Here is a 20,987-nt window from a genome sequence, read left to right as displayed (position 1 = left end):
GTGGGCAGGCCGGCACCCCTGGTCGGCGCCGGGCGGGTGGCCGGCGCCGCCGCGCTGATCGCCGTACTCACCGTGGCCAGTCGACTGGCCGGGTTCGGGCGTACCGGGGTCTTCACCTGGATGATGGGCGACTCCAGCGACCTCGGCGGCATGTACGTGGTGGCGAACAGCGTCCCGAACATCGTCTTCGAGATCGTCGCCGGTGGGGCACTGGCGAGTCTCGTCGTACCGCTGCTGGCCGGTGCGGTCGCCGCCGGTGACCGGGCGGCGGTGTCGGCGACCACCGGGGCGCTGCTCACCTGGACGGTGAGCCTGCTGGTGCCGCTGGCGGTCGCGGTGGCGCTGCTCGCCGAACCGATCGTCGGGCTGATCTCGGACCACCGCAGCACCGCCGAGATCGAGGCCGGCGCGCGGATGCTCCGGGTCTTCGCCCCGCAACTGCCGCTGTACGGGATCGGCATCGTGCTGACCGGGGTGCTCCAGTCGTACCGGCGGTTCGCCTGGCCGGTGATCGCGCCGCTGCTGTCCAGCGTGACGGTGATCGGGGTCTACCTGGCGTTCGCCGCGGTCGAGGGAGTGCGGCCCACCATCGCCGGAGTCGGGCGGGACGGCGAGCTGATCCTCTCCGCCGGCACCACCCTCGGCGTCGTGGTGCTCTCGCTGTCGCTGATCGTCCCGGTGCGCCGGCTGCACCTGCGACCCCGGTTCGGGTACGCGTTCTCCGCCGACGCCCGGGCCAGGATCGGCGGGCTCGCCCTGGCCGGGGCGGTGACGGTGATCGGCCAGCAGGTCGCCCTGCTGGTCAGCCTGCGTCAGCTCAGCGGCGGGCCGACCGGTGCGGAGGTGGTGTTCAACCTTGCCCAGACGGTGTACCTGCTGCCCTGGGCGGTGCTCGCCGTCCCACTCGCGGTCGCGGCGTACCCGAACCTGGCTGCCGCGCACGCCGCCGGGGACGAGCCGGGATACCGCGCCACGCTGGCCCCGACCGCCCGCCGGGTGCTGCTGTTCAGCTGCCTCGGCACGGCGGCGCTGATCGGCACCGCCGAACCGGTGGCCCGGTTCTTCTGGCCGGGCAGCGGGCCGGCCCAGGTGGCCGCCGTCGCCGGGTTCGCACCGGGCCTGCTCGGCTACGGGCTCTTCGCGGTGCTCACCCGGGCCCTGTACGCGCGCGGTGCCGCCCGGCCGGCGGCCACCGCCACCCTGGCCGGCTGGCTCGTCGTGCCGTTCGCCGCCGTGGGGCTCTCCGCCGCCTTCCCGGTTGACTATCGGGTGTTCGCGGTCGCGGTGGCGAACTCGGTCGGCATGCTGGTGTTGGGGGTGCTGCTGGTGGTCGCGGTCCGGCGCAGCGCCGGTCCGGCCGCGTTGACCGGATTTACCAGGTCAGCGCTGGTCGGACTGCTCGCCGGAGCGGTCGCGGCGGTGGTCGGCGCGCTGTGTGCGCACCGGTTGCCCGGCTTCGGGGGTGGTACCCCGGCGCGAGTCGACGCACTCGTGCAGGGCATGCTGTCCGGAGTCGCCGTGGGCGCCGCTTTCGTCGCGGTCGCCTATCCGCTGGACCGGCACGACGTTCGGCCGCTGCTGGCGACCCTGCGCGGACGGCTGCGCGGTGTGCTGGCCCTGACCCACCGGGGCGGGCCGGCGGCATCGCGGCGGCGGGACGGGACGGAGACGGATCGCGGGGACCGGCCGGACGCGGCCGACCCGGGCGAGGACGACGGGAAGGAGCGGGTGTCGCGGTGAGCGAGCTTGGGCCGGCTCGACCGGGGGACCGCGCCGAACCGGACATGCCGGGACCGACGGCCACCGTCGGGCGGGCCGGCGCGGTGGCCCTGGTGCTCGCCTCCAGCACCGGCGGCGTGGGTCAACACGTCGCCTCGCTCGCCCGGGGCCTGGTCGGGGCCGGAATGGCGGTCACCGTCTGCGGTCCGGCCGCGACCCAGGAGCAGTTCGACTTCACCGCCGCCGGTGCCCGGTTCGTACCGGTGGAGATCCCGGCCAGCCCCACCCCGGCCGACGCGCGGGCGGTCACGGCGCTGCGCCGGGCGCTGGCCGGAACGGTCGACGTGGTGCACGCGCACGGCCTGCGGGCCGGCCTGGTGGCGGTGCTCGCCCGCCCGTCCGCTCCGGTCGTGGTGACCTGGCACAACGCCGTACTCGCCAGCGGGCTGCGCGGGCGGCTCTCCCGGCTGGCCGAGCGGATCGTCGCCCGGCGGGCCCGGGTCAGCCTCGGCGCCTCCGCCGACCTGGTCGAGCGGGCCGCCGCGCTCGGCGCCCGGGACGCCCGGCTCGCCCCGGTCGCCGCCCCCACCCTGCCGGCGCCCCGCCGCAGCCGCTCGGCGGTGCGGGCCGAGTTCGGCGTCGCCCCGGAGCAGCCGCTGATCCTCTCGGTCGGCCGGCTGCACCCGCAGAAGCGGTACGACGTGCTGGTCGACGCCGCCGCCCGGTGGCGCGACCTGGATCCGCCGCCGGTGGTGGTGATCGCCGGCAGCGGCCCGAGCTATCTGCAACTGGCCGCGCGGATCTCGACCGCCCGGGCCCCGGTGACGCTGCTCGGGCACCGGACCGACGTGGCCGACCTGCTGGCCGGAGCCGATCTGGCCGTGGTGACCAGCGACTGGGAGGCGCGGCAGCTCTTCGCCCAGGAGGCGTTGCGGGCCGGCGTACCGCTGGTGGCGACCGCCGTCGGCGGCGTGCCCGAACTGGTCGGCGAGGCGGCCGTACTGATCCCGCCCGGTGACGTGGACGCGGTGGACGAGGCGGTCCGGGCACTGCTCGGCGATCCCGGCCGCCGAGCCGCACTGGGCGAACTGACCACCGTACGGGCCGCCCAGTGGCCGACCGAGGCGGAGACCGTCGCCGCCGTCGCCGCGCTCTACGCCGAACTCGGCGCGAACCGGTCCACCCCCGCCGGGCCGGAGAGCCCGGCGGCGGATTCCGCAGATCCGGGGCCGGCCGGGCACGGCGCGGCACCGGAGGGGCCCGACCGGACTGGGGGCGGCCGGCCGCCCTCCGCCGGGCGGGGGACCGGGTCGTCGGCGGGGCGCGGCTGATGCTGCGCCGGTTGGTGCCCGTGCTGTTGACCGCGGCGGTGGTGGCTCTCGGGGTCGCCGCGCTCGTCGTCCGGCCAGCCACCCGGACGCCGGAACAGACCGTCGACTACGTGCTGCTGGCCGGGGTACCAGGGCTGCGCTGGGATGACGTCGATCCGCAGCACACCCCCACGCTGTGGCGGATGGCCGAGCACGGTGCCATCGGCTCGCTGTCGGTGCGGTCGGCCCGGCAACCGACCTGCCCCGTCGACGGCTGGCAGACCCTCGGCGCCGGCAACTTCGCCGCCTGGGACGGTACGGTCGTCGCCGAGCAGTGCCCGGAGTTGGATCTCACCGTCGAGCGGCCGGACGGGATCAGCGCCAACCTTCCCGACCAGCGGGCGACGGTCACCTACAACCAGGACAAGCTGCGCTGGGGCACCATGCCCGGGGCGCTGGCCGAATCGGTCCGCTGCACCGTCGCGGTCGGGCCGGGCGCCGCGGTCGCCGCGGCCCGGCCGTTCGGCCGGGTCGACCGGTACGCGGCGGAACTGCCGCCCGATCCGACGGAGCTGCTCTCCCGCTGCGTACTCAGCATCGTCGATCTCGGCACCGTCAGCGGCGACGACCCCGCCGTCCGGGCCGCCGCCGCCCGCCGCGCCGACGCCATCCTGGCCCGGGTGCTGGCGGCCCGGCCCGAACGGTCCCTGGTGATGGTGGCCGGCGTCGCCGACACCGACCGGTCGTCCCGGCTGCACGTCGCGGTGGCGGACGGCCCGGGCTGGGGACGCGGCTGGCTGACCTCGCGCAGTACCGGCCGGGACGGCTACCTGCAACTGGTCGACCTGGCGCCCACGGCGCTGGCGGCGCTGGGCCGCCCCGCACCCGAGCGACTCTTCATCGGCCAGCCGGCGGTGGTGGTCGACGGCCGCCCGGCCGACCTGCGCACGGCGATCGCGGCGCCCGCCGACGCGGACCGGGAGGCCCGGGCCCAGCAGCAGGTGGCCGAGTGGTTCTTCCTGCTGCTGGCCGGGCTTCAGTGCCTGCTCGCGGTCGCCGTACTGCCACTGCTGCGCCGGGCGCGGCGCGACGCCGGGCCGTCCGGACCCGCCCCGGCGCCCCGGCAGGTGGTCGCGACGGTCGAGGTACTGCTCATCGGCGCCGCCCTGGCGATCCCGGCCGCGCTCGTCGCGGACGCCGTTCCGTGGTGGCGGGGCGAGCACGCCGGCGTCTACTTCGGGCTGGTCACCGCGGTGGTGCTCGGCCTGGCCACCGCGGCGGTGCGGCTCGCCCGGGCGTACCAGCGCACCCTCTGGCCGCTGGGCAGCGTGGCGGCGCTGGCCGCGCTGGTCGTCGGTGCGGACGTGGTCACCGGGGCGCGCCTGCAACTCAACGGGGTGACCGGATACTCGGCCCTGGAGGGCGGCCGGTACGCCGGCGTCGGCGTCGTCGGGCTCGGGGTCTTCATCGCCGGCAGCCTGCTCTCGGCGGCCTGGCTGGCCCAGCGGGTACGCCGTAGCTGGCGGCCGGCCGTGGTGGTGCTGGTCGGCGTGCTCGGGGTGATCGTGGTGGGCAGCCCCTACCTCGGCGCCGACGCGGTGGGCGCGGTCGCGCTGACCGCCGGGGTGAGCATCGCCGCCGCGATCAGTACCGGCGGCTGGCTCACCCTGGGCCGACTCGCCTGGGCCGCCATCGCCGGTCTGGCCGTGACCATCGGGTTCGTCGTGATGGACCTGCGGCAGCCGCTCGACCAGCGGGGCAGCCTCGGCCGCTTCCTCACCGCCGTCGGCGACGGCACCAGCGGGCTGACCGTGCACCGCTCCGGCGCGGCGAACCTGGCCGCGCTGGCCGGAAGCCCGCTCACCGTCCTCGCGCTGGTCGGCGCGGTGCTGGTGTGGTTCGCCCTGCTCCGTCCGTGGGGCGGGCTCAAGCGGCTGTTCGGGATCTATCCGGCGATGCGGGGCGGAATGGCCGGTATTCCGGTTGCGGCGGTGATCGCCGGCCTACTCGGCGGGTCCGCCCTCAACGTCGCGGGTGCGGCGGCGGCGCTGGCCGTGCCGATGGCCGCCCTGGCCGCGTTGCGGGTGCTGGACCACGCCACCGACCGGACCATGCCGGCCACCGGCCCCTGCCCGGACGACAGGCCCGGCTCGACCCCGCCGACCGCCGGCACGGATCCGGCACCCGACCGCGAGGTCGGCGCCCCCCAGGTGTCCGTCATGGCGTGCAGCGGGGCCGACCCGGCCGGAGAGTCGGGGCCCGACTCCCGGCCGAGCGATGCCACCGCGTCGGCCTCGGGCGGTGCCACCTCGAAGGCGTCGGCGGGTACCACCGTGTCGGCCTCGGGCGGTGTTACCGCGAGCGGGAGCAGCGCCGCCGAGCGGCCGGCCAGTGCCGCGGAATCCGGGCCGGCACAGCCGTCGGCCGAGGTACCGGCCGGCTGACCGGCGCCGGGCCTGCGGCGGAACCGGGTGCCCCCGGCGGACCGGGCGAGGTTGGTGTTACCGTGGAATCCCGTGGATCGCGTGGATCACTTCGTTGATCCGACACCGGTTCGCACGACCGCGACAGACGACCACGGGAGCAGGCCTTGGCCCCTTCAGTACGGACGACCAGGCACATTTTCGTCACCGGTGGGGTTGCCTCCTCACTCGGTAAGGGCCTGACCGCCTCCAGCCTCGGAAACCTCCTCACGGCACGGGGCCTTCGGGTCGTGATGCAGAAGCTCGACCCCTACCTGAACGTCGACCCCGGCACCATGAACCCGTTCCAGCACGGTGAGGTCTTCGTCACCGACGACGGCGCCGAGACCGACCTCGACGTCGGGCACTACGAGCGGTTCCTCGACCGCGCGCTTTCCGGCAAGGCGAACGTCACCACCGGGCAGATCTACTCCGAGGTGATCGCGAAGGAGCGCCGGGGCGAGTACCTCGGGGACACCGTGCAGGTGATCCCGCACATCACCAACGAGATCAAGGCCCGGATCCTGGCCATGGCCGATCCCGACGAGGACGGCCGTACCCCGGACGTGGTGATCACCGAGGTCGGCGGCACGGTCGGCGACATCGAGTCGCTGCCGTTCCTGGAGGCGATCCGGCAGGTCCGGCACGACCTGGGCCGGGACAACTGCTTCTACCTGCACGTGTCGCTGGTGCCGTACCTGGCGCCGTCGGGGGAGCTGAAGACCAAGCCGACCCAGCACTCGGTCGCCCAACTGCGCAACATCGGTATCCAGCCGGACGCCATCGTCTGCCGCTCGGACCGGGAGATCCCGGACAAGCTCAAGCACAAGCTGTCGCTCTACTGCGACGTCGACCGGGAGGCGGTGATCGCCGCCCCGGACGCGCCGAGCATCTACGACATCCCGAAGGTGCTGCACCGGGAGGGCCTGGACGCGTACGTGGTGCGCCGGCTCGGGCTGTCGTTCCGGGACGTCGACTGGCAGAGCTGGGACGACCTGCTGGAGCGGGTGCACCACCCGCACCACACCGTCCGAGTCGCGCTGGTCGGCAAGTACGTCGACCTGCCCGACGCGTACCTGTCGGTGAGCGAGGCGATCCGGGCCGCCGGGTTCGGCCACCGGGCCCGGGTGGAGTTGCACTGGGTGCCGAGTGACGAGTGTGTGACCGCCTCCGGCGCGGCGGCCGCGCTGGCCGGTGTCGACGGCATCGTCATCCCCGGCGGGTTCGGGGTACGCGGCATCGAGGGCAAGATCGGCGCCGCCCGGTACGCCCGGGAGAACGCCATCCCGATCCTCGGCCTCTGCCTCGGCCTCCAGTGCATGACCATCGAGGTGGCCCGGCACCTGGCCGGGCTGGACGGCGCCAACTCGCTGGAGTTCGACGAGAAGGCCCGGCACCCGGTGATCGCCACCATGGCCGACCAGGAGGACATCGTCGCCGGCCGGGGTGACCTGGGCGGCACCATGCGGCTGGGCGCGTACCCGGCGCGGCTGACCGAGGGCTCGCTGGTCGCGCAGGCGTACGGGGACACCGAGGTCAGCGAGCGGCACCGGCACCGGTACGAGGTGAACAACGCCTACCGGGACGCGCTGACCAAGGCGGGCCTGCACATCTCCGGTACCTCCCCGGACGGCCGGCTGGTCGAGTTCGTCGAACTGGACCGGTCGCTGCACCCGTTCTTCGTGGCGACCCAGGCGCATCCGGAGTTGAAGAGCCGGCCGACCCGGCCGCACCCGCTGTTCGCCGGGTTCGTCGGTGCGGTCGTCGCGTACTCGTCGGCGGACCAGCTCCCGGTGGAGCTGGCACCGGGGGCCGGTGCCGCGTCGACCGGCACCGGGGTTTCCGGTGCGGGGGCCGGCGCTGCCACGCTGGCCGCGGAGCGGTCCGAGCTGGCGGACCTCGCCGAGCCGGAGGGGTCCGCCGGACACAACGGGCAGGTCCGGTCGGCGAAGGCGGGTTCGTCGTCGTGACCGGTGCTCCGGCCGGCACGGCGGTGCCGGCGTGCACCCGTCGAGGCGTGGCGGTGCCGGCGTGCATCCGTCGAGGTGTGGTGGTGCCGGCGTGAACGCGTCGGAGTGCGGTGCTGGCGTGCAGGGTCGAGGGGCGGCGGTGCGGGCGTGAACGGTCGGGCCGACGGGCACGGCTACGAGGTGCGCGAGCGACGGGAACAGTTCCGGGGCAAGGTCTTCTCGGTGGTCACCGACCAGGTGGCGATGCCGGGCGGCCGGGTGGTGCCCCGGGACTACGTACGGCACGTCGGGGCGGTCGGGGTGCTCGCCCTGGACGAGCGGGGGCGGGCGGTGCTGATCCGGCAGTACCGCCACCCGCTGCGCCGGGTGATCTGGGAACTGCCCGCCGGGCTGACCGACGTCGCGGGTGAGGCGCTGCCGGCGGGTGCGCTGCGGGAGCTGGCCGAGGAGGCGGATCTCGTCGCCGGCCGGCTCGATCTGCTGGTGGACGTGCACTCCTCGCCGGGGTACTCGGACGAGCTGATCCGGATCTTCCTGGCCCGGGAACTCTCCGAGGTGCCGCCCGAGCAGCGGCACGAGCGGCGCGACGAGGAGGCCGGGCTGGAGGTGATCCGGGTCGACCTGGACGAGGCGGTCTCGATGGTCCTGGCGGGTGAGATCACCAACGTGGCCTGTGTCGCCGGGGTGCTGGCGGCGGCCCGCTCCCGGGATCAGGGCTGGGCCGGACTCCGCCCCGCCGACTCGCCGCTGCCCTGACCACCGCCACCGCCCAAATGGCCCGGCCGGTTCGCCGGATCAGCGTGGCTGACATACCGTCAAGGTTGCCGGTTACCCGCTGTCACAATGCTGGCTGCCGGAGCGCCGCCCCGGTCCTAGACTTCCGCGGGCGGGACGGTGGACGCGGTGGCAACGGAGCCACCGCGCGTCGCGCGGCCGGGGCCGGTAGCCCCCGGAGAGAGGTGTCGGAATCGTGAAGGTCGGAATTCCGCGCGAGGTCAAGAACCGCGAGTACCGGGTGGCCATCACCCCGGCCGGGGTGCACGAGTTCATCCGTGCCGGCCACCAGGTGTACGTGGAGACCGGCGCCGGAGCCGGGTCGTCCATCACCGACGCCGAGTTCGCCGCCGCCGGGGCCACGATCCTGGGCGACGCCGACGAGGTGTGGGGCGTCGCCGAACTGGTGCTGAAGGTCAAGGAGCCGGTCGCCGAGGAGTACCACCGGATGCGCGAGGGGCAGGTGCTCTTCACCTACCTGCACCTGGCCGCCTCGAAGGCGTGCACCGACGCGCTGCTCGACCGGAAGGTGGTCGGGATCGCGTACGAGACCGTCGAGCTGCCCGACCGGTCGCTGCCGCTGCTCGCCCCGATGTCCGAGGTCGCCGGCCGGCTCGCCCCGCAGGTGGGTGCGTACCACCTGATGCGCTCCGGCGGCGGGCGCGGCGTGCTGATGGGCGGCGTCTCCGGGGTGTACGCCGCCAAGACCGTGGTGATCGGGGCCGGGGTCTCCGGCCGGAACGCCGCCGCGATCGCGCTCGGCCTGCAGGCCGAGGTGCTGCTGCTGGACCGGGCGGTCGGCCAGCTCCGCCAGGCCGACGCCATCTACCGGGGCCACCTGCAGACGGTGGCGTCGAACACCTACGAGATCGAGCGGGCCGTGCTCGACGCCGACCTGGTGATCGGCGCGGTGCTGGTGCCGGGTGCCAAGGCGCCGACGCTGATCAGCAACGAACTGGTCTCCCGGATGAAGTCGGGCAGCGTGCTGGTGGACATCTCGATCGACCAGGGCGGCTGCTTCGAGGACTCCCGGCCGACCACCCACGACGACCCGGTCTACCCGGTGCACAACTCGCTGTTCTACTGCGTGGCGAACATGCCCGGTGCGGTGCCGCACACCAGCACGTACGCGCTGACCAACGTCACCCTGCCGTACGCCCTCGAACTGGCCAACCACGGCTGGCGGGAGGCGCTGCGCCGCGACCCGGCGCTCGCGCTCGGGCTGAACACCCACGCCGGCCAGGTCACCTACGGCCCGGTCGCCGACGCGCACGGAATGGCCACCCTGCCGCTGGCGGACGTCCTCGGATGAGCCGCCCGGGACCGGCGTTGTGGCCCGGTGGCGCTGCGGCGTTGTGGCCCGGTGGCGCTGCGGCGTTGTGGCCCGGTGGCGCTGCGGCGTTGTGGCCCGGTGGCGCTGCGGCGCCGGGGGTGGGCGCCGCCGCGCGGGGCGGCCGGGGGCCGGCCTGACCGCGCCGCCGCAGCCGGCCGGTGACGGGCCCGAACCGTCGCCGGCACTGCGCCGTGCCGTGCGCGGCTACCTCGACCACCTCACCGTCGAGCGCGGGCTGTCGGCGAACACGCTCAGCTCGTACCGCCGGGATCTGGAACGGTATCTGGCGACGCTGGCCGCCGGCGGCGTCGAGGACCTGGCGGCGGTCGGGCCGGCCGAGATCGCCGCGCACGTGGCCCGGCTGCGGGCCGGGGCGGACGGCCACCCGCCGCTGGCGGCGGCGTCCGCGGCCCGGGCCGCCAGCGCGGTCCGCGGCCTGCACCGGTTCGCGGTCCGGGAGGGCCTGGTCGGCCAGGACGCGAGCCGGGACGTACGCCCGCCGGTCCCGCCCCGGCGGCTGCCCCGGGCGCTGGACGTCACCGAGGTGGTCACGTTGCTGGAGACGGCCGGATCGGTCGACGCGACCGGGCCCCGGGCCGCGTTGTCGCTGCGGGACCGGGCCCTGCTGGAATTCCTGTACGGCACCGGCGCGCGGATCTCCGAGGCGGTCGGCGCGGCGATCGACGACCTCGACCTGACCGACGGCTCGGTGCTGCTGCACGGCAAGGGCGGCCGGAGCCGGCTGGTGCCGGTCGGCGGATACGCCGCCGAGGCGGTGCGGGCCTACCTGGTCCGGGCCCGGCCGACCCTGGCCGCCGCCGGACGGGGCGTGCCGACGGTCTTCCTCAACGCCCGGGGTGGCCCGCTGTCGCGGCAGAGCGCCTGGACCATCCTGCGCCGCGCCGCCGCCCGGGCCGGACTGCCGGTGGACGGGCCGCGCGCGGTCTCCCCGCACACGCTGCGGCACTCGTACGCCACCCACCTGCTCGACGGCGGCGCCGACGTACGGGTGGTGCAGGAGCTGCTCGGGCACGCCTCGGTGACCACCACCCAGGTGTACACGTTGGTCACCGTGGACCGGCTCCGCGAGGTGTACGCCACCGCGCATCCCCGGGCACGCGGCTGACCCGGGCGATCCCGGCCGCCCCGCTGGCGGGGTACTGTCGGGCGGCGGGTGCGATCCCGGTCAGGTCGTGGCGGTCGGCGGCCGGTTCGACACGCCGAGACGGTGCCCACTACGGTGCTGCGACGTGGCGTAGAGTCGGGATCTGGCGCGGCCTCGTGAGGCGGCAATCGAGGTTCGCGGCGGCGCCGCACAGGACACCGTTCGGCTCCGACGCCGGGCAGTCGTCGGGAGGGGGCGTACGAGGACATGGCTGGAAACGCTGACCGTGCCGAGGCGTGGACCTCAAGCCTGCGCGAGCAGCAGTCCGCCCTGGATCTCGGTGCCGAGTTGGGGCCGGCCGACCCGGCCGCGTACACGATCCGCAAGCCGATCCCCGAGCCGATGCCGACCGACCAGCACGGGCCGGCCCGGATCATCGCGATGGCCAACCAGAAGGGCGGGGTGGGCAAGACCACCACGACCATCAACCTCGGCGCCGCACTGGCCGAATACGGCCGCCGCGTGCTGCTGGTCGACTTCGACCCGCAGGGGGCGCTCTCGGTCGGCCTGGGCGTCAACCCGCACAACCTCGACCTGTCGGTCTACAACCTGCTGATGCAGGACGACGTCACCGCCGAGGACGTGCTGATCAAGACGGATGTCGCCGGGCTGCACCTGCTGCCGGCCAACATCGACCTCTCGGCCGCCGAGATCCAGCTCGTCAACGAGGTCGCCCGGGAGATGGCACTGGCCCGGGTGCTGAAGTCGATCCGTAAGGAATACGACTACGTCCTGATCGACTGCCAGCCCTCGCTGGGCCTGCTCGCCATCAACGCCCTCACCGTGGCCGACGGCGTGCTCATCCCGCTGGAGTGCGAGTTCTTCAGCCTCCGTGGCGTGGCCCTGCTGCTGGACACCATCGACAAGGTTCGCGAGCGGCTCAACTTCGACCTGGAGTTGGAGGGCATCCTCGCCACCATGTACGACAGCCGCACCACGCACTGTCGTCAGGTGCTCCAGCGGGTGGTGGAGGCGTTCGGCGACAAGGTCTACCAGACCGTGATCACCAAGACGGTCAAGTTCCCCGAGTCCACGGTCGCGGGTGCGCCGATCACCACGCTGGATCCGGCCTCCTCCGGAGCCCGCAACTACCGCCAGCTCGCCCGAGAGGTGATCGCCGCGCAGGCCGAGCGGTAGCCAGGTGGGTGGTTCCGGCCGACCTCGGCCGGCAGTCTCGCGTTTCGTCTGTCCGGGCCCGGGTCGGTGCCCGCCGTGTCGAGGATCATCGGGTGAGTGACGGTACCGGAGCGACGCTGATGGCTGACGGTCCGGAACCGGTGGACTACGGTCGTCGGGTGAGTTCCCCGCCCACCTCCCCGGCCGCGCCGGACCCGCGGCCGCCCGCGTCGGATCCACCGTTGCCCCCGTCCGACCCGCTGGCGGCCGTGACGGTCGGTACCGACGGGCCCCCGGTCGCCGCCGACGGGGACGCGCTCGCGGCCACCGGTCAGGACGCGGTCCCGGCAGACCCGACCGCCGAGCCGGCGCACGCCGAGGCCGAGGCGGTGGGGGGCTTCACCGTACGGCTGGCGAACTTCACCGGTCCCTTCGACCTGCTGCTCCAGCTCATCGGCAAGCACAAGCTCGATGTGACCGAGGTCGCGCTGCACCGGGTCACCGACGAGTTCATCGCGTACATCCGGGCGATGGGGGACGACTGGGACCTGGACGAGGCGAGCGAGTTCCTCGTCGTCGCCGCGACCCTGCTCGACCTCAAGGCCGCCCGGCTGCTGCCGGCCGCCCAGGTGGAGGACGAGGAGGACCTGGCCCTGCTGGAGGCCCGGGACCTGCTCTTCGCCCGGCTGTTGCAGTACAAGGCGTTCAAGGAGGCATCCGGGCACATCGCCGAGCTGGAGGCGGTCGGCTCCCGCCGCTACCCCCGGGCCGTCGCCCTGGAACCGCGGTACGCCGAGGCGCTGCCGGACCTGGTGCTCGGGATCGGGGTGGACCGGCTCGCCGCGCTGGCGGTCAAGGCGATGACCCCGAAGAAGGCGCCGGTGGTCTCCATCGACCACGTGCACATGGTCCGGGTGAGTGTCCGGGAACACGCCGCGCTGCTGCGCGACCGGCTCCGCCGGGCCGGTGTAGCTACCTTCCGGGTACTCTGCGCGGATTGCGAATCCACCCTTGAGGTGGTCGCCCGGTTCCTGGCCCTGCTGGAGCTGTACCGGGAGGGGCTGGTCGGGTTCGCCCAGGTGGAGGCGCTCGGCGAGCTGACCGTACGGTGGACCGGTCCCGAGGACGGCGGCGCCGAACTCGACATCGACGAGTACGCGGGCGCGCCGGCACCACCGGAGCGTCCGGCCGGCGGGGACGAACCGGCGGTACCGGCGGAGAGTGGCACCGGACCGGACCGGACCGAGCCGGACGGGATGGCGGCCGGGGACAAGACGCAGGAGGAAACGCGGTGACCAGCGAAAAACGGCCTGACTCGCTGGCCGAGCAGGCGGCGGCCTGGGTGCCACCGTGGGAACGGCCGGCCGGGCCCGCGTCGCCGCAGCCCCCGGCCGAGACCCCCGACTCTCCGGCTGAGGGTGCGGCTGAGGATTCCTTCAGCGAGTCGCAGGACCGCTCGGTCGAGGCCGCCGGCTCCCGGGTCGAGGCCGCCGGCTCCCTGGGCGAAGGCCCGGGCTCGGAGGGCGAGGCGCCGGGTGCGCCGGTGGCAGAGCAGGACATGCCGGTCGAGGGCTCAGGCTCGGTTGCGCAGCGTCAGCAGGTCCCAGCCCGGGAGGTCGGCGAGGAGCCGGCCGCGTCGCCAGTTGTCCGGGAGACGGCCGGGGCATCGGCCGAGCAGTTGGGTACACCGCTGTCGGATCACGTCGACCCGGCCGGTCGGGCGGTCGCCGGAGAGCCGCCGGTGGACCAGTGGGACGCGGGCGAACCACCGACCACCGGAGGGGACGCCGTGCCGTACCCCGCCGACGAGCCGACCGCCGTCACGCACCCCGCCGACGAAGACGTTGCGGTTGCGGAGCAGGCCGGGCGGACGCCCGGGGGCGAGGAACGCGGTGCCGGGCCGGACGAGGCGGTGGGGGTACCCGAGGATGCCGGTCCGGACGCGGCCGGCGAGCCGGCGGCGGCGCCGGTGCCGGGCGGGGCTGGCCGGCGGGCCACGGCGCTGGCGCTGATCGACGATGACGAGCTGCGCGGCGCCCTGGAGGCCATCCTGCTGGTGGTGGACGAGCCGGTCACGGAGATCCTGCTGGCGCAGGTGCTGGAGCAGCCGACCGAGCGGATCTCGGCCATGCTGGAGAGGTTGTCCGCCGGCTACACGGCGGCCGGGCACGGCTTCGAGCTGCGCCGGGCCGCGGGTGGCTGGCGGCTCTACACCCGGCCGGAATACGCGACCTACGTCGAGCGGTTCGTGCTGGACGGGCAGTCCGTCCGGCTGACCCAGGCGGCGCTGGAGACCCTCGCCGTGGTCGCCTACAAGCAGCCGGTGACCCGGTCGCGGATCTCGGCCATCCGGGGTGTCAACTGCGACGGGGTGATCCGTACCCTGGTCACTCGCGGTCTGGTGGAGGAGTGCGGCACCGAGCCGGAGAGCGGAGCGTTCCTGTACCGGACCACGACGCTGTTCCTGGAGAAACTCGGGCTGGACACCGTAGCCCAGTTGCCCCCACTGGCCCCGTTCCTGCCCGACGACGTGGAAGAGATAGCCGATGCCCCGCGATGACAATTCCGACGCTCCCGGCGTGGAGCGCCTGCAGAAGGTGCTCGCCGCGGCCGGCGTCGGCTCCCGGCGTGCCTGCGAGGACCTGATCTTCCGGCGCCGGGTCACCGTCGACGGGCGGGTCGCGCAGCTCGGCGACAAGGTCGACCCCGCCACCGCCGTCATCTACGTCGACGGTGAGCGGCTCGTCACCGATACCCGGCTGGTCTACCTGGCCATGAACAAGCCGCGCGGCGTGGTGTCGACGATGGCGGACGAGAAGGGCCGTACCGCGCTCGCAGACTTCCTCGGCCGAGTGGAGGAACGGGTCTACCACGTCGGTCGACTCGACGCCGACAGCGAGGGACTGCTGCTGCTGACCAACGACGGCACGCTGGCGCACCGGCTGATGCACCCGTCGTACGGGGTGCCGAAGACCTATCTGTGCGAGGTGGCGGGGCCGCTGTCCCGCAGTGCCGGCCGGCGGTTGAAGGCCGGGGTCGAGCTGTCCGACGGGGTGGCCCGGGTGGACGAGTTCCGCTTGGTGGACACGTTGGGACGTACCGCCCAGGTGGAGCTGACCCTGCACGAAGGGCGCAAGCACATCGTCCGGCGGCTGCTCGAGGAGGTCGGACACCCGGTGTCCCGGCTGGTGCGTACGGCCATCGGTCCGATCCGGCTCGGGGATCTGCGGCCCGGGCGTACCCGCCGGTTGACCAACGCCGAGGTCGCCGCGCTCTTCAAGGCAGTCGGTGACTGACTGCGGCCGGGCCTGACTGCGGCCGGGCCTGACCTCGGCCGGACGCGGTTGCCCGGCCGCCGCCGGCGACGGGGGTCCGGGGCGGTTGCCGGCCGGCCTGCCGGAGGTGACCGTGCGCTGGGCCGCCGCCTCCGATGTCGGGCGCGGGCCGGTCCGGCGGACGGGGCATGATGGACAGCGACACGCGGCGCCGCCACGGCCGGCTGCCCGCGGAACTCGGCAGTGCCGGGCGTATCGCCCAGGGGATCGGTGGAGGAGGAACGGTGGCGGAAAAGGTACGGACCGGGCGATGTGTGGTTGCCGTGGACGGCCCGTCCGGTTCGGGGAAGTCCACCGTCTCCCGCCGGCTGGCCGGCGCGCTCGGCGCGCGCTACCTCGACACCGGGGCGATGTATCGGGCCGTCACCTGGGCGGTGCTGCGCTCCGGGGTCGACCCGCAGGACGCCGAGGCGGTGGCCAAGGTGGCGGGGGAGACCGACCTGAAGATCGGGGTGGACCCGGAGGCGCCGAGCGTGACCGCCGACGGCATCGCCGTCGACCGGGAGATCCGGGGCCCGGAGGTGACCGCCGCAGTCTCCGCGGTGTCGGCCGTGCCCGCGGTACGGGAACTGCTCGTCGCGCAGCAGCGTGAAATGATCGAGGCGGCCGGCCGGATCGTGGTCGAGGGCCGGGACATCGGCTCTGTGGTGGCGCCCGGCGCCGATCTCAAGGTCTACCTCACCGCCTCGGCCGAGGCGCGGGCGCTGCGGCGCAGCGTGGAGAACGCCGCCGACCTCACCGCCACCGCCGCCGACCTGGCCCGGCGGGACCGCCTCGACTCCACCCGGGCCGCGGACCCGCTGCGGCAGGCCCCGGACGCGGTGGTGCTGGACACCACCGCACTGGGCGTCGACGAGGTGGTCGCGCGGCTGCGTGACCTGCTCACCGAGCGGCGGCCGGGCCAGTGAGCCGATGGATCGGCGGGATCGGTGCGGTAGTGGACGACCGGGGTAGTACCCGGTGGGGCGATGCCATCGGGATCTTCCCCGGTGATGCAGTAGAGGAGGCGGCGTGAACGCGGGGGACGGTTGGGTCGAGCTGCGGGAGCCGGACGTCGTCGACGAGGCCGAGCCGACCGGTCCGGTGCCGGTGGTGGCGGTGGTCGGGCGACCCAACGTCGGCAAGTCGACGCTGGTGAACCGGATCATCGGCCGCCGGCAGGCGGTGGTGGAGGACACCCCGGGGGTGACCCGGGACCGGGTCCCGTACGACGCGCAGTGGTCGGGGCGGCAGTTCACGGTGGTCGACACCGGCGGTTGGGAGCCGGACGCGAGGGACCGGGCCGCCGCCATCGCCGCGCAGGCCGAGAACGCCGTCGCCACGGCCGACGTCGTGCTGTTCGTGGTCGACGCGACGGTCGGGGCGACCGACGTCGACGAGGCCGCCGTACGCATGCTCCGGCGCAGTGCCAAGCCCGTGCTACTGGTCGCCAACAAGGCCGACAACACGGCCGTGGAGATCGAGGCGACCTCGCTGTGGTCGCTCGGACTGGGCGAGCCACGGCCGGTCTCCGCGCTGCACGGCCGGGGCTCCGGCGACCTGCTCGACGCGATCCTTGAGGCGCTGCCCGACGCGCCGCCGGTCACCGAGGCGGGCCCGCGCGGGCCCCGCCGGGTGGCCCTGGTCGGCCGCCCCAACGTCGGCAAGTCCAGCCTGCTCAACCGGCTCGCCAAGGAGGAGCGGGCGGTGGTCGACTCGGTCGCCGGCACCACCGTCGACCCGGTGGACAGCCTGGTCGAGATCGGCGGCGAGGTCTGGCAACTGGTGGACACCGCCGGGCTGCGTAAGCGGGTCGGCAAGGCCAGCGGTACGGAGTACTACGCGAGCCTGCGTACCGCTGCGGCGATCGAGGCGGCCGAGGTGGCGGTGGTGCTGCTCGACGCCAGCGAGCCGATCAGCGAGCAGGATCAGCGGATCCTCACCACGGTCACCGAGGCCGGCCGGGCCCTGGTGATCGCCTTCAACAAGTGGGACCTGGTCGACGCGGATCGCCGCTACTACCTGGACAAGGAGATCGAGCGCGAGCTGCGTCGGATTCCCTGGGCGATCCGGATCAACGTCTCGGCCAAGACCGGGCGGGCGGTGGACAAGCTCGCCCCGGCGTTGCGTACCGCGCTGGCCAGCTGGGAGACCCGGATCCCGACCGGGCAGCTCAACCAGTGGCTGACCGCGCTGGTGCAGGCGACGCCGCACCCGGTGCGGGGCGGCCGGGCGCCGCGGGTGCTCTTCGCCACCCAGGCCGGTACCTGCCCTCCGCGGTTCGTGCTCTTCACCACCGGCCCGCTCGACGCCGGCTACCAGCGGTTCGTCGAACGCAAGCTCCGGGAGGAGTTCGGCTTCGAGGGCAGCCCGGTGGAGGTGTCGGTACGCCCCCGCAAGAAAATCGGTGCCGGCGGGCGCGGCAAGCCGCACGGCTGAGCCTCGCCGCAGGTTCGCTGTTGTCTCGCGGGGCCCGTCCTCGTCGTCCCCGCTTCGCCGGGGACCGGCCGCGACGATCCCGCTCTGTGGCTCCTGGTAATGACCTATCTTCCTAGGATGCGATAGGGGTTGTGGTGGGGGCGTAACGGGACGGGTTCGGGCGCCGGAGGGCGGTAGGCCGTTGCGCGTACGAAAGGGTGCTGCGCTACGCTGTACCGGCTGTCGCACGGTACGCCGGGCGGGAGCGGGACGTGGCGCAGTTTGGTAGCGCACTTGACTGGGGGTCAAGGGGTCGTCGGTTCGAATCCGGCCGTCCCGACAGCGAGAGGGTTTCCGGAGGTCAGAGACTTGCGGGAGCCCTCTTTTCATAGCTCGGCATGAATGCCCGGTCTAGCACGCCGCTGTTGGACTCCTTGACTCGGGCAGGTTGCCATGCCACTACTCGATCTTCACAAGCTCACCGCCGGCCTGTCGCGGGGCTGGGCCGGGTTCCTACGAGACCGGGACCGGTCACTGCGCGCCGGGAACTACCCACAGACCACCCGCTACAACTATCTACTCGCCGCAGCCCAACTCGGCCGCTATCTCGGGGAGTACTCCCCGGATCCGGACGCCGAGGTCGCGGCCGATGATCCGTGCGCGGTCACACGGGCCCATGTGGAGGCCTTCCAGGCCTGGATGATCGAGACCAGGTCCGCGTCGACCGCGCTGAACAAGCACAAGGGACTGCAGCAGTTCTTCAAGTGGCTGCTCGTCGACGAGCAGGCCATCGACCGCTCGCCGGTGGAACGGGTCCGGCAGCCGAAGACACCGCGGAAGCTGATCCCGGTCATGCGTGACGCGGACACCGGCAAGCTCCTCGACGCGTGCAAGGGAAAGGGGTTCGCCAACCTTCGCGACGAGGCGCTGATCCGGTTGTACTGCAACACCGGTGCCCGGCTGTCCGAGGTCGGCAACCTCCTCGACACGGACGTGGACCTGAACACCGAGTCGGTGCACTTTCACGGCAAGGGCGCCAAGGACCGGCGGGTCCGGTTCGGTCCCAAGACCGCCCGGGCGCTGAGCCGGTACCTGCGGGCCCGGGACAAGCACAAGGGCGCCGCATTGCCGAATCTGTGGCTGGCCAGCCGTGGCGCCGCACCCTTGACTCCGAACGGGATCAAGATCCTGCTCAAGCGGCTGGGCAAGGCGGCCGGAGTACCGGACGTGCACGCCCACCGGTGGCGACACAACTTCGCCCACGAGTGGAAGCGCGCCGGGGGAGACACGGGGGATCTGATGCTCTTGCTGGGCTGGACATCGGAGGACATGCCCCGTCACTACGGCGCTAGCGCCGCCGCCGAACGGGCACAGGAAACCCAAGCCCGACTCGGAATCGGCGAACGCGTCTAGAGGTCAGGGCTGCCGCACCTGGCTGGCGTCGATGACGGGCCCGATGAGCGGGTGCGGTAGCCCGCATTCCGCCCTCGCTCCGGCCAATCTTCCGGCCGGAGCGGGCAGCCGGCTACGTGGGGCCCTCCCCCCGCCCCAGCCGGGGCGCGGGGGAGGGCCCGGGGGCGGGTAGCAGGTTCGAGTCCCCGGGTATCGGTGAGGAGATGGTGGTGGGCTGCCCGTCGGGCGGTGGCCGGGCTGAGTCTGGTCCGGGCCGGCGGCCGGCCCGGCCGGCTCGGATACGTCCAGTGCCGCCTTACCAGACGGCGGTGCCGGGCCAGCAGCGTGGTCGGGGTGACGATCCGGCGCGCACACAGTGCGCGGGGCAGCAACCGCCAGCCTGATCATCGACGCCCTGGACGCCGCAGTCGCCGCCCGGAGCGGCCGAGTCGACGGCGTGATTTTCCACTCGGACAGGGGCGCCCAATACGTCAGCCGCGACTTCGCCGACGCCTGCCAACGGCACGGCATCCGCCGCTCGATGGGGCGGATCGGATCCTCGTACGACAACGCCCTGGCCGAGGCGTTCTTCGCCACCCTCAAACGCGAACTCGACGTCGACCACCGCCGTTGGGCCACCGAACCCGACGCCCGCCGCGACGTGTTCCGGTGGATCGCCTTCTACAACCACCGGCGCCGCCACTCCGCACTCGGCTATCTCAGCCCCGCCGACTAGGAACAAACCCTCACACCGGCTACCCTGCAACAGATCGCGGCATAACCCGGTGTCCACATCCCGGGGGGAACCTCAAGGATGACTTTGGTGCGATGCCTGTCAGCATGACACGATGGTTGACGAGGCGGGTGTCGCGACGCTTCGTGAGATCGTGTTCCGGGCCGCCCGCGTGATCGCTGGCGGAAGCACTCATGCCAAGCTCGACGAGGACTTGGTTGAGGCTGGGCTCCCGCCATCGACAGGCGGCGAGACCAAAGCCCAGCGTGGCGACAGCAGCGCTGCGGCGGTCCCGGACGAGCGGCTCCGGGAGGTCGCCGTCAGCCTAGTGGAACGGGACAGCGGCCTCCACATGATCGACCGCATGACGGTCCAGGATCTCGTGTGGGCCGACGAACATCCTCCTCCGATCCCGAAGCGGACACGTCGCGACCTCGCTCGGGCCTTGCCGGGGTGGATCCTGGTCGATCACGCCCAGCGATTCCACAACCTCCTGGCCACGCTATTTGATCTGGGCCGCGGCGGCCTCTCTTTCGGCTTCGAGGACACCAGCCTCAGCGGACAGATCGATCGGCACTTCTACCGCAACGACGGCTGGACTGTCGAGCAGCTGTTCGATGAGCTCGGTGCGGTTGATCAGGCGTCTGACCGCAGATTCGCTCTCTTCCTCGAAGGCATCGTGTCCGGCGACACCGTGCCGGATGAAGACGCCCAACGCCAGCTGGTCGACGCGATCAATCCTCCGCCCGCCGCTATCGGGCTGGAGCTTCGGGAGACGAGCAACACCGACGGCTACCCGACCTTCCACCTGGTGGCCACCGGATCCAGGACCGGCCGACCCAAGCAGCTCATCTTCGCGTCCCCAAGGAAGCCAGATCTGCGCCTCATCGACGTCATCGACAGCGACGTCGAGGTGGTGGATCCCACCGGGGAATTCCTCGTCTACGACCGGCCTATCGGCCCGGCGGGCCTCCGCTGGCGCGACCTGCAGAGTTGGTGGTCGGACACCCGCCAGGTCGAGGACGATCACCACGCCAAGCGGGAGCTGTACCAGCGGCTCGGCAGCAGCGTGCCGCAGGGTTCCCGGCATCAGCTGCTCCTGTTCAGGCTCTACCACGACATTACCGTGCCGCCCTCCAGGAGCTTCCGGCTCTCCTGCCCGAGGTTTGGCGCCACTGGGATCCAAAAACGGTGAAGGCCCGCGGTAAGGAGGCACTGGTGCAGTTCCGCATGGACTTCTTGTTGCTAGCCTCGGCGTTTCACGGCGGTCGTGATCTTGGC

14 protein-coding genes, 1 tRNA gene and 2 pseudogenes are annotated in these 20,987 nt (G+C 73.2%); all 17 read left to right on the top strand.

Annotated elements, in window-relative coordinates:
• Positions 1-1,740, top strand: coding sequence for a murein biosynthesis integral membrane protein MurJ (gene murJ, locus ACSMXO_RS29280; protein WP_455414670.1), 1,740 nt, complete (start codon positions 1-3; stop codon positions 1,738-1,740).
• 44 nt (positions 1,741-1,784) lie between these two features.
• Positions 1,785-2,927 (top strand): annotated as a pseudogene (locus ACSMXO_RS29275) (glycosyltransferase family 4 protein); the annotation flags it as partial.
• 122 nt (positions 2,928-3,049) lie between these two features.
• Positions 3,050-5,473, top strand: coding sequence for a hypothetical protein (locus ACSMXO_RS29270; RefSeq protein ID WP_455414669.1), 2,424 nt, complete (start codon positions 3,050-3,052; stop codon positions 5,471-5,473).
• A 146-nt stretch (positions 5,474-5,619) separates the two neighbouring features.
• Positions 5,620-7,356, top strand: a pseudogene (locus tag ACSMXO_RS29265) (CTP synthase); the annotation flags it as partial.
• A 252-nt stretch (positions 7,357-7,608) separates the two neighbouring features.
• Complete coding sequence (locus ACSMXO_RS29260; RefSeq protein ID WP_455414668.1) at positions 7,609-8,217, top strand: NUDIX domain-containing protein; 609 nt, start codon at positions 7,609-7,611, stop codon at positions 8,215-8,217.
• 214 nt (positions 8,218-8,431) lie between these two features.
• On the top strand, positions 8,432-9,547 hold the full coding sequence (ald, locus tag ACSMXO_RS29255; RefSeq protein ID WP_455414667.1) for an alanine dehydrogenase: 1,116 nt from the start codon (positions 8,432-8,434) through the stop codon (positions 9,545-9,547).
• Between the two features lie 154 nt (positions 9,548-9,701).
• Complete coding sequence (locus tag ACSMXO_RS29250) at positions 9,702-10,694, top strand: site-specific tyrosine recombinase XerD (RefSeq protein WP_455419333.1); 993 nt, start codon at positions 9,702-9,704, stop codon at positions 10,692-10,694.
• A gap of 246 nt (positions 10,695-10,940) precedes the next feature.
• Positions 10,941-11,870: a ParA family protein gene (locus tag ACSMXO_RS29245; RefSeq protein WP_278062609.1), complete on the top strand. Its 930-nt coding sequence runs from the start codon at positions 10,941-10,943 to the stop codon at positions 11,868-11,870.
• Positions 11,871-11,989: 119 nt separating this feature from the next.
• Complete coding sequence (locus tag ACSMXO_RS29240; RefSeq protein ID WP_455419332.1) at positions 11,990-13,144, top strand: segregation and condensation protein A; 1,155 nt, start codon at positions 11,990-11,992, stop codon at positions 13,142-13,144.
• Between the two features lie 263 nt (positions 13,145-13,407).
• On the top strand, positions 13,408-14,409 hold the full coding sequence (gene scpB, locus ACSMXO_RS29235; RefSeq protein WP_455419331.1) for an SMC-Scp complex subunit ScpB: 1,002 nt from the start codon (positions 13,408-13,410) through the stop codon (positions 14,407-14,409).
• A complete protein-coding gene (locus tag ACSMXO_RS29230) occupies positions 14,396-15,145 on the top strand; it encodes a pseudouridine synthase (RefSeq protein WP_346263019.1) in 750 nt (249 codons plus the stop codon). Before scpB ends, ACSMXO_RS29230 begins: the two co-directional genes overlap by 14 nt.
• Before the next feature lie 263 nt (positions 15,146-15,408).
• Complete coding sequence (gene cmk / locus ACSMXO_RS29225) at positions 15,409-16,092, top strand: (d)CMP kinase (RefSeq protein ID WP_346263018.1); 684 nt, start codon at positions 15,409-15,411, stop codon at positions 16,090-16,092.
• Positions 16,093-16,195: 103 nt separating this feature from the next.
• Positions 16,196-17,602, top strand: a complete 1,407-nt coding sequence (der, locus tag ACSMXO_RS29220) for a ribosome biogenesis GTPase Der (RefSeq protein ID WP_455414666.1) — start codon at positions 16,196-16,198, stop codon at positions 17,600-17,602.
• A 245-nt stretch (positions 17,603-17,847) separates the two neighbouring features.
• Positions 17,848-17,921, top strand: a tRNA-Pro gene (locus tag ACSMXO_RS29215).
• Positions 17,922-18,034: 113 nt separating this feature from the next.
• Entirely contained in the window at positions 18,035-18,994 is a 960-nt protein-coding gene (locus ACSMXO_RS29210; RefSeq protein WP_455414665.1) for a tyrosine-type recombinase/integrase, read from the top strand.
• 355 nt (positions 18,995-19,349) lie between these two features.
• Complete coding sequence (locus ACSMXO_RS29205) at positions 19,350-19,709, top strand: integrase core domain-containing protein (RefSeq protein ID WP_455414664.1); 360 nt, start codon at positions 19,350-19,352, stop codon at positions 19,707-19,709.
• A gap of 112 nt (positions 19,710-19,821) precedes the next feature.
• A complete protein-coding gene (locus tag ACSMXO_RS29200) occupies positions 19,822-20,901 on the top strand; it encodes an AbiJ-related protein (protein ID WP_455414663.1) in 1,080 nt (359 codons plus the stop codon).
• Positions 20,902-20,987 lie beyond the last annotated feature (86 nt).

Source organism: Plantactinospora sp. DSM 117369 (genome assembly GCF_053764795.1).
The sequence above is the reverse complement of the archived record's forward strand: the minus strand, read 5'-3'. Positions and strand labels throughout refer to the sequence as shown.

What these genes read in the sequence shown, in the direction of transcription:
- ACSMXO_RS29270 (WP_455414669.1), top strand. Translation starts at nt 3,050, where the DNA reads ATGCTGCGCCGGTTGGTGCCCGTGCTGTTGACCGCGGCGGTGGTGGCT.
- ACSMXO_RS29245 (WP_278062609.1), top strand. Translation starts at nt 10,941, where the DNA reads ATGGCTGGAAACGCTGACCGTGCCGAGGCGTGGACCTCAAGCCTGCGC.
- ACSMXO_RS29240 (WP_455419332.1), top strand. Translation starts at nt 11,990, where the DNA reads ATGGCTGACGGTCCGGAACCGGTGGACTACGGTCGTCGGGTGAGTTCC.
- scpB (WP_455419331.1), top strand. Translation starts at nt 13,408, where the DNA reads ATGCCGGTCGAGGGCTCAGGCTCGGTTGCGCAGCGTCAGCAGGTCCCA.
- ACSMXO_RS29230 (WP_346263019.1), top strand. Translation starts at nt 14,396, where the DNA reads ATGCCCCGCGATGACAATTCCGACGCTCCCGGCGTGGAGCGCCTGCAG.
- ACSMXO_RS29210 (WP_455414665.1), top strand. Translation starts at nt 18,035, where the DNA reads ATGCCACTACTCGATCTTCACAAGCTCACCGCCGGCCTGTCGCGGGGC.
- ACSMXO_RS29200 (WP_455414663.1), top strand. Translation starts at nt 19,822, where the DNA reads ATGGTTGACGAGGCGGGTGTCGCGACGCTTCGTGAGATCGTGTTCCGG.